This window comes from Streptomyces sp. GC420 (assembly GCF_009916105.1).
In the GTDB taxonomy this organism is placed as follows: Bacteria; Actinomycetota; Actinomycetes; order Streptomycetales; family Streptomycetaceae; genus Streptomyces.
The window spans coordinates 1-9,384 of sequence record NZ_JAAAXQ010000323.1 but is presented as its reverse complement, the minus strand read 5'-3'; the positions used below and the strand labels follow the sequence as shown (position 1 = coordinate 9,384).

6 protein-coding genes are annotated in these 9,384 nt (G+C 73.0%); 5 read left to right on the top strand and 1 reads right to left on the bottom strand.

What is annotated here, in order from left to right; all coding sequences use genetic code 11:
- The coding region (locus GUY61_RS29620) for a serine/threonine-protein kinase (RefSeq protein WP_166633320.1) at window positions 1-922 on the bottom strand (922 nt) is incomplete at its 3' end.
- 363 nt (window positions 923-1,285) lie between these two features.
- Between GUY61_RS29620 and GUY61_RS29615 the strand changes: the two genes are divergently transcribed.
- The 5 genes from GUY61_RS29615 to GUY61_RS29595 form a co-directional block, all read left to right on the top strand.
- Window positions 1,286-4,465, top strand: coding sequence for an FtsK/SpoIIIE domain-containing protein (locus GUY61_RS29615; RefSeq protein WP_166633319.1), 3,180 nt, complete (start codon window positions 1,286-1,288; stop codon window positions 4,463-4,465).
- A 251-nt stretch (window positions 4,466-4,716) separates the two neighbouring features.
- A complete protein-coding gene (locus GUY61_RS29610; RefSeq protein WP_166633318.1) occupies window positions 4,717-6,129 on the top strand; it encodes an ABC transporter substrate-binding protein in 1,413 nt (470 codons plus the stop codon).
- Window positions 6,130-6,271: 142 nt separating this feature from the next.
- On the top strand, window positions 6,272-7,555 hold the full coding sequence (locus GUY61_RS29605; protein ID WP_166633321.1) for a carbohydrate ABC transporter permease: 1,284 nt from the start codon (window positions 6,272-6,274) through the stop codon (window positions 7,553-7,555).
- Window positions 7,556-7,705: 150 nt separating this feature from the next.
- On the top strand, window positions 7,706-8,617 hold the full coding sequence (locus tag GUY61_RS29600; RefSeq protein WP_166633317.1) for a carbohydrate ABC transporter permease: 912 nt from the start codon (window positions 7,706-7,708) through the stop codon (window positions 8,615-8,617).
- Window positions 8,618-8,725: 108 nt separating this feature from the next.
- Window positions 8,726-9,384: glycosyltransferase family 2 protein (locus GUY61_RS29595; RefSeq protein ID WP_166633316.1), on the top strand; the 659-nt coding region annotated here is incomplete at its 3' end.

The following is a 9,384-nucleotide window of genomic DNA, read 5'->3' as shown; positions in this document are numbered from 1 at the left end:
GTACGGGGGCGGCGGCGGGGGCGAGCAGGGCGCCCACCCCGAGCGCGGCCTCGACCTGCGCGGCGGTGGAGTGCACACCGATGCCGTCGGCGACCGCGCGCAGGCCGCGGGCCAGGTTCTCGGCGCTGGGCCGCTCGCCGGGCTCCTTGCGCAGGCAGCGCTCTATGACCGTCCACAGCGGCTCGGGAACGGTGGTGGGGCGGCGCGGCTCCTCGCTCAGGTGCCGGTGCAGCACTTCGAGGGCGGTGCCGCCGGCGAACGGCGGACGCCCGGTGACCAGCTCGTAGAGCAGGATTCCGGCGCCGTAGATGTCGACGGCCGAGGTCTGCGGGCGGCCCTCCGCGGACTCGGGGGCGACGTAGGCGGGCGTACCGACGAACTCGGAGGTGCGGGTCAGGCCGGGGGAATCGGCCAGCCGGGCGATGCCGAAGTCGGTCAGCATCGGGTGCATGCCGCCGGCGGGGTCCGTCTTGAGCAGGACGTTGGCCGGCTTCAGGTCGCGGTGCACGACTCCGTCGGAGTGGCTCGCGGCCAGGGCGTCCGCGATCTGCGCGGTGAGCAGGGCGGCGGCGACCGGGGTGAACGGGCCGCTCTCGCGGAGGTACCGGTGCAGGTCGGGCCCGTCGATCAGGTCCATGACGAGGGCGAGCAGATCGCCCTCGACGACCAGGTCACGGGTCCGCACGATATTGGGGTGGGTGAGCCTGAGCAGCACCGAACGCTCGCGCAGGAAGCGCATCACGACATCGGCGTCGTTGGCCAGCTCCTCCTTGAGGACCTTGATCGCGACGGTCTCCCCGGGACGGCCGGGCACGGCCGCCTCCGCGCCCGGGGGCGTCGCCACGCGCGCACGCCAGACGGTGCCCGTGGCGCCGCGGCCGAGCGGTTCCTCGAGGAGGTACTTGCTGCCTACGGGCCGCACGTCGAGCTCCCTGGTGATCGGTGTTGTCTTCGCGGGGTGCGTACGTTGGACACCCGTCCGACCCACTGTAGTGCCGGGTCGTGCCGCTTTCCCTGGCACCGGTGTTGTCCGGTGAAGACGCGGGGGCTGCCCGGTTGGTTGCCACGTGCCGGTGTGACGAACAGCCAACAGTGATCCCAAGCAGGCTTTTTTTCGTCAATCAAGATCACGGATTGACCGTCGGCGGGCACTCTGTCAGCGGCAGGTGCGAGGATGCCTCCAGCACGGCCGTCTAGGTCAGTTGGCTGCCGGCCGAGCCGTGCGACGGCGGGGGACAGGGCCTCCCCTGCCGGGCACCCCGTGCAGAAGGGACCGCCGACGGCGATGCAGATCCGGCTGACCGTCCTCGGACCGCGCAGCGGCCAGTCCGCGCGCCGGTGTGACGTGCTCGTCACCGCGCCGGCGGGGACGCCGCTCGCCGCGGTGGCCGGGGGCCTGGCCGACGCGGCGGCCGCCTCGGCCGGTTCGCCGGACACCCCCACGGGCCCCGTCGTGATCTTCACGGGACAGGACCGGCTCGACCCCCAGCGCACCCTCCTCGGGGATCCGCCCCTCATAGACGGCGCCGTGCTGTCCCTGTACACACCGGCGGGCCCCGGTCCGGTCCTGGACGGCGCGGCGGCCCAGCTGCACGTCGTGGGCGGTCCCGACGCCGGCGGAGTGCATCTGCTGCACGGCGGCCAGATCCGTATCGGGCGCTCCGCGGACGCGGACGTGCCGCTGGACGACCCCGACGTCTCCCGGATCCACTGCGCGGTCACCGTCTCCGACACCGGCCGGATCACGGTCGCCGACCTCGGCTCCACGAACGGCACCACGCTCGACGGCGCGCGGGTCGGCGACCGGCCCGTCCGGCTCACCCCGGGGGCCCTGCTGCGCCTCGGCGAGTCCACCCTCCGTCTGCCTCCCACGGCCGTGGCCGCGGCGCAGGGCCCGGCCCCGGTGCCGGACGGGGATGGACATCTGCGGCTGGTCCCCGGGACCGGCCCCGCCCCCGGACCCGGCGCCCCCGGGGAGCGGGCCGCCGCGTCCGTGCCGCACGGGGGCGACCCGGCCCGGCCGCCGGCCTCACCTTCGCCGTCGTCGCCGTCGTCGCCCCCGGCGTCCCCGGCATCCGGTGCGGGGTGGGGCGCGCGGACCGGCCCGGATCCGGCGCTCCCCGGCGCGGCCGACGCCGGGGCGGCGGAGTCCGCGGAGTCCGCGGAGTCCGCGGAGTCCGAGGCGGAGGCGTCGCGGCCCACGCGCAGTACGCACGGCAGGCTGAACACGCACGTCATGCGGCACCCCCTCGCCGTCCCGCCGTCCGAGGGGGCGGCCTCCTCGGCGACGGCCCGGGCGGAGGCTCTCGGTGACGGCTCGCGCAAGCGGCGCGGCATAGGCGCCTGGGCGCGGCGGCTCGCGGGCGGACGGGACGACTCCGCGCTCGCCGCCGACCCGGCACTCCTCGCGTGCGAGACCGCGCCGGACGCCTGGCCGGACGCGGCGGCCCTGCTGCTGACCGCGCTGGGGCCGGGCCCGCGTCTGTGGGAGCGGGACGCGGCACACCCGGACGCGCTGGCGGTGCGGCTCGGCAGCACCGACCGGGCCGACCTGCCCGCCGTGCCGGTGACCGTCTCGCTGCGCGAGGCAGGATCCCTCGGCCTCGCGGGCCCGCGCGAGCGCCTGCTCGGCCTCGCGAGGTCGGTCGTCGCCCAGCTCGCCGCGCTGCATTCCGCGGACGTGCTGGAGCTGGTGCTGATCAGCACGGCCCGGCCCGCCGAGGACTGGGCGTGGCTCGGCTGGCTTCCGCATGTGCGCCCCGCCCACGGGCAGGACTGCAGGCTGCTCGTCGCCTACGACCCGGAGCAGGCGGCCGCGCGCCTGGCGGAACTCACCCGCAGGCTGGACCACACGCCGGAACCGTCCGCACCCGGCGGCGGGCACGGTGCGGCGGCCGGGGCCGGCCCCGGCACCCCGCCGGGAATCGGGGCCGCGTCCGCAATCGGCACCGGGGGCGCGGCGGGGGCAGGAACCGGAAGCGGGGGCGGCCAGGGTGCCGGCTCCGGGGTGCCCCAGGGCCCGTACTCCGTGGTGATCGTGGACGGCGACCCCGGCTCCGCCGCCCTGCGGGAGGCGACGACGCGGCTCGCGGCACGGGGCCCGGCCGCCGGGGTGCATCTGATCTGCCTCGCGGAGACGGCGGCGGCGCCCCTCGCCGCGCCGGTGACGCAGACGTACGAAGCCGCCTGCGCCGCCTCGCCCCCGGTGCGCGCCTGCGGGGCCGTCGCCCTGCTCAGCGGGGACGTCGCCACGGCGCTGAGGCTGATGCGTACGGCACACGGCGCGCCCGCGGGCCAGGGCACGGTCGCGGCCGTCGACGCGGTCTCGGCCGCCTGGGCGGAGCGTTTCGCGCGGGCGCTGGCCCCGCTGCGCACCGCGGACGAGACACCGGACGCGGTGCACGGCCGGCCCCGCGAGGTGCCGGAATCGGCGCGGCTGCTGGACGAGCTGGGGCTGGCCAGGGCCACGCCCGCCTCGCTCATGGCCAGGTGGGCCGAGGACGCGGGGCCGGTCGCGGTACTGGGCGCGGGAACCCGGGGCCCGGTCCGCTTCGACCCGGTGGCGGAAGGACCACATCTTCTCCTCGAGGGCCCCGCCGGCAGCGGCCGTACGGAACTGCTGCGGGCGCTCGCCGCGTCTCTGGCCGCCGCCGAGCGGCCGGACCGGCTCGGGCTGGTACTCGTGGACGGCGCCGGCTCCGACGGGCTGCGCCCGTGCACGGACCTGCCGCACGTCTCCACGCACCTGATCGCCAGCGATCCGGTCCGCATGCGTGAGTTCGCCCAGGCGCTCAGCGCGGAACTGAAGCGCCGCGCCGAACTCCTGGGTGGCGTCGACTACACGGAGTGGCGGGCGCAGCGCGAGCTCGCGGGGCGGCTGGTCGCCCAGCGGGCACCGAGCGCCGCCGAGCGGCGCGGGGACCTGGATTCACCGCCCAGCGGAACGCTGAAGCTGCGCGCGGGCCGCAAACAGGAGCCGCCGGAGATCCTGGCCAGGCTCGTCGTCCTCGTCGACGACCTCGACGTGCTGGTCGCCCCGGCCGCCGGCAACCCCGGGCGCCCGGCCGCCGGTTCCGTCGTACGCGCCCTGGAGGCCGTGGCCAGGGACGGCGAACGGCTCGGCGTCCATCTGATCGCCGCGTGCGGCTCCCAGGTCCCCTCCGTCTTCTCGCCGCCGTCCCGGGTCCGGTTGGACGGCACCGCTCCGGGGCGGGGCTCGCTGCTTGTCGCCGCGGCCCGCGAACTCCCCTTCCAGGCAGGCCGGGTGACGGGACGAATCCCGCGTACGGCGACGCTGCGGCCCACGGTCGTGCCGCTGGAGTGGGAGCGCATGGGCGATCCGCCGACCCGGCGCCCGGTGCGGGAGCTGGGCAACGGGCCCACGGACTTGGCCCTGCTGGCGAGCGCCCTGGACCGGGCCGCGAGCTCGGTCGGCGCGACCCCGGTGCCCTCCCTGCTGCCCTGACCCGCCGCTCTCACGCGCGTCCCCGCCCACCGTCCCCGTGCGCTGTCCGCGTGCGCTGTCCCCGTGCGCCGTGCCGCCACCGCGAAAGTCCCTGGCGATCAGCTCTGACAGCACGTCACGCTGTGGTCACGATCGGCAACTTGACATTGAACGCGGTATTGCGGGGCATGAGCCCCCGGCGTAGGACTGATCGCACGGGACAACCGGACTGCGCGCCCGTTGGGGTGCGGCAGGGGAGAGACGGGGCAGCGATGCGCACAACTCTTCGAACGGGCACAACCGTCAGGACTCGTAGGACTCGCAGGACTCGTACACCGCGTACAACGGGAGCCGTGATAGCGGCGGTCACGGCCGGCGCTCTGGTCCTGACGGGCTGCGGCGGAGACGACAAGGACGAACCGGGCAAAGGCGGGGACGGCAGCACCGAGAGTGCCGCCACCGTCGAACTCCCCCGGCTGAACGGCGAGAAGATCGAGGTGGCGGCCGTCTGGACCGGCCCCGAGCAGGAGAACTTCAAGAAGGTCCTGAGCGAGTTCGAGAAGCGCACCGGGGCCACGGTCACCTTCGTTCCCGCGCAGGACCCGATCATCAACTTCCTCGGCTCGAAGATCGCGGGCGGGGATCCGCCGGATGTGGCGATGCTCCCGCAGGTCGGCGCCATCACCCAGGCCGTGGAGAAGAACTGGGCCAAGCCCGTCGGAGCCGAGGTCCAGGCACAGCTGGACAAGAACTACTCGGACGGCTGGAAGGAGCTCGGCGCGGTCGGAGGCAAGCAGTACGGCGTGTACTTCAAGGCCGCCAACAAGTCCCTGGTCTGGTACAACAACGCGGTCTTCGAGAACGCGGGCGCGAGCGAGCCGAAGACCTGGGACGAGTTCATGGACACCGCGCAGACGATCTACGACTCGGGTGTCACCCCGGTCTCGGTCGCCGGCGCTGACGGCTGGACCCTCACCGACTGGTTCGAGAACATCTACCTCTCCCAGGCCGGCCCCGAGAAGTACGACCAGTTGGCGAAGCACGAGATCAAGTGGACCGACGCCTCGGTGAAGGAGGCCCTGACCACGCTCGGCGAGCTGTTCGGCAAGAAGGACTTCATCGCGGGCGGCCAGAGCGGCGCGCTCCAGACGGAGTTCCCGAACTCCGTGACCCAGACGTTCACCGGCGGTGACCAGCCGAAGGCGGGCATGGTCTTCGAGGGCGACTTCGTGGCCGTCAACGTCTCCGCGGACACCGAGGCGAAGATCGGCACGGACGCGAAGCTGTTCCCGTTCCCCGCCGTCGGCGGTGAGGCCCCGGTGGTGACCGGCGGCGACGCGGCGGTGGCACTGAAGGACTCCAAGGGCGCGCAGGCCCTGCTGACCTTCCTCGCCTCCCCGGACGCGGCCGAGATCTGGGCGAAGGCGGGCGGCTTCCTTTCGCCCAACAAGAGCCTCGACCAGGCGGCGTACCCGAACGACGTCGTCCGGGAGATCGCGAAGGCCCTGATCGACTCGGGCGACGACTTCCGCTTCGACATGTCCGACCAGGCCCCGCAGGCCTTCGGCGGCACGCCCGGCAAGGGCGAGTGGAAGGCCTTGCAGGACTTCCTGAAGAACCCGAAGGACGTGGCGGGCACCCAGCAGCGGCTGGAGTCCGACGCGGCCAAGGCCTACAAGAACTGAGCCGGTCATCATGACGACGGCAACCCCGGGGGGCGCCGCCGCGCCGGTGCCCCCCGCCGACGGAACCGCGAAGGAACCCGGGAAGGCCGGAAATCCCGGGAAGGACAGGAAGCCGGGGAAGACCGGGAAGCAGAGCGGGAGCGTGACGGGCACCCGCAGGTCGATCGCGGTGCTCTTCCTGCTGCCCGCCTTCCTGCTGCTGGGCGCGCTCGTGGTCTACCCGATCGGCTACTCACTGTTCCGCAGCTTCTTCGACCAGTCCGGCGACGGCTTCGTCGGGCTCGACAACTACACGGAACTGTTCACCGACGACGGGATCCTGACCGCCGTCAAGAACAACGCGATCTGGGTGCTGCTCGCCCCGACCGTCGCCACCGCGCTGGGCCTGGTCTTCGCGGTGCTCACCGAACGGATCCGCTGGGGCACCGCGTTCAAGCTGGTCGTCTTCATGCCGATGGCGATCTCCATGCTGGCCGCGGGCATCATCTTCCGGCTGGTGTACGAGCAGGACCCCGACCGCGGGATCGCCAACGCGGTGTGGGTGGGCGTGCACGACACCTTCGCCGAGTCGTCCGCGTTCCCGAAGGCCCACCCGGGCCGTGAGTCGCCGCTCGAGGCGGCGGGCGGCGGCACCTTCATCACCCGGGAGCCGGTGCGGGCCGGGAAGCCGGTGATGCTTCCCCTGGTCGGTGTGGCTCCCGACAACATGCCGGACGACGCGAAGCCCGCGGCGAAACCCGTGGCCGAGCAGGGCAGGGTGTCGGGCACCACCTGGCAGGACTTCACCCGCGGCAAGGGCGTCGGCACCCTGAACGGGGTCGATTCCTCCGAGTTCGGCTATCCGGGCATGCGGATCGAGGCCGTCAAGGACGGCGAGGTGGTGGCCTCGGCGAAGGCCGCCGCCGACGGGAGCTTCACCCTGCCCGAGGAGGCGGACGGCGCACAGCTGCGGCTGCCCGCGAGCAACTTCCGGGAGGCGTACAACGGGGTCGACTGGCTTGGTCCCTCCCTCATCACCCCGGCCATCATCGGCTCGTACATCTGGATGTGGGCGGGCTTCGCGATGGTGCTGATCGCCGCCGGGCTGGCGACGGTGCCGCGCGAACTGCTGGAGGCCGCCCGGGTGGACGGCGCCAACGAGTGGCAGGTGTTCCGCCGCATCACGGTGCCGCTGCTGGCACCGGTGCTCGGCGTGGTGCTGGTCACCTTGATGATCAACGTACTGAAGGTCTTCGACCTCGTGTACATCATCGCGCCCGGCTCCTCGCAGGACGACGCGAACGTGCTGGCCCTGGAGCTGTACCGGAAGGGCTTCGCCGAGGACCAGCCGGGCATCGCCAGCGCCATCGCCATGTTCCTCCTGCTGCTGGTCGTCCCGGTGATGATCTACAACATCCGCCGGCTCCGCAGGGAGGGAGGCCGATGACCGGCCGGGGGTCCGGGGGTCGTCCCCCGGGAAAGCACGGCAACATCCGCCGGCTCCGCAGGGAGGGAGGCCGATGACCGGCCGGGGGTCCGGGGGTCGTCCCCCGGGAAAGCACGGCAACATCCGCCGGCTCCGCAGGGAGGGACGCCGATGACTGCACAGGCCGATGTGGCCGGGGCCCCGCTCACGCGGACCCCCGACGCGAAGCCCAAGGAGTCCCTGGGCTCCCGGATCGTTGCCCGCCTGGGCGGCGGTCTGGTGCGGGTGTTCCTGGTACTGGTCGCCCTGTTCTGGCTGATGCCCACGATCGGGCTGCTGCTCTCCTCGCTGCGCTCGTCCTCGGACATCAACCGGAGCGGCTGGTGGACGGTCTTCACCGAACCCGCGCAGTTGACGGTGGACAGCTACCAGAGGCTGCTGGAGAACGAGGACATCACCGACTCGCTGCTGAACACCGTGCTGATCACGGTCCCGACGACCGTACTGGTGGTCGTCATCGGGTCGTTGGCGGGTTACGCCTTCGCGTGGATGCGATTCCCGGGCCGGGACTGGTGGTTCGTGGGGGTCGTCGGGCTGCTGGTGGTGCCGATCCAGGTGGCGCTGCTCCCCATCGCCGAACTCTTCGGCGACCTGGGACTGTTCGGCTCGATCCTCGGCGTCGTGCTGTTCCACGTCGCCTTCGGGCTGCCCTTCGCGATCTTCCTGCTGCGGAACTTCTTCGCGGAGATCCCGAGGGAGTTGCTGGAGGCGGCCCGGCTCGACGGGGCCGGGGAGATCCGGCTGTTCACGCGGGTCGTGATGCCGCTCGGCGGTCCCGCGATCGCCTCCCTGGGCATCTTCCAGTTCCTGTGGGTGTGGAACGACCTGCTGGTCGCGCTGGTCTTCGCCCGGCCGGAGAACCAGCCCGTCACCGTCGCGCTGCAGACGCAGGTCCGCCAGTTCGGCAACAACATCGACGTGCTGGCACCGGGCGCCTTCATCTCGATGGTCATTCCCCTGGCCGTGTTCTTCGCGTTCCAGCGGCAGTTCATCTCCGGTGTCATGGCGGGCGCCGTCAAGTAGCCGTACGCCGAGAGGGCGTGGCGTCCCCCGGATGCCACGCCCGGCGTAACCCGACCGCCACGTCGGGCGTTCCAGGGCCATCCGATCCCCGCGTCCCATGGATGTGCCTTGCCCCGGTTCAGCGTTGTCGTCCCCGTGTACAAGGCCCAGGAGCACCTCCAGGAATGCCTGGACTCCGTACTGGGCCAGTCCTTCACCGACCTGGAGCTCATCGCGGTGGACGACGGTTCACCGGACGGCTGCGGGGCGGTCCTCGACGCCTGCGCGGCCACGGACCGGCGCGTCGTCCCCCTGCACCTGCCGGAGAACCGCGGGCCCGGGCCGGCCCGCAACGCCGGTCTGGAGTACGCGACCGGTGGCTGGCTGCTGTTCCTCGACGCACACGACACCCTGGCGCCGGGGGCACTCAGGGCCGTCGCCGACCGGCTGGGGCGGACCGGCGAGCCGGACGTGCTGGTCTTCGGCCACGCCCGCGAGCACCGGCCGGGGCCGGCCGTGCGCGACGAGCCACACCTTCTGCTGAGCGAGGAGGGCCCGGCGTCGTTCTACGCCGCCGACCGGCCGGGGCTGCTGGAACTGCCGCCGACCGCGTGGAACAAGGCGTACCGGCGCGAGTACGTCGAGAAGCAGGGCCTCCGCTTTCCGGCGGGGCACCACGAGGAACTGTGGTGGTCGTACGCGGCGCTGCTGGCCGCCGATACGGTCGCCGTCCTCGACCGGGTCTGCGTGCACGACCGGCAACGGCCCGGTCCCGGGCCGTTGCCGGT

What these genes read in the sequence shown, in the direction of transcription:
- GUY61_RS29610 (WP_166633318.1), top strand. Translation starts at nt 4,717, where the DNA reads ATGCGCACAACTCTTCGAACGGGCACAACCGTCAGGACTCGTAGGACT.
- GUY61_RS29615 (WP_166633319.1), top strand. Translation starts at nt 1,286, where the DNA reads ATGCAGATCCGGCTGACCGTCCTCGGACCGCGCAGCGGCCAGTCCGCG.
- GUY61_RS29600 (WP_166633317.1), top strand. Translation starts at nt 7,706, where the DNA reads ATGACTGCACAGGCCGATGTGGCCGGGGCCCCGCTCACGCGGACCCCC.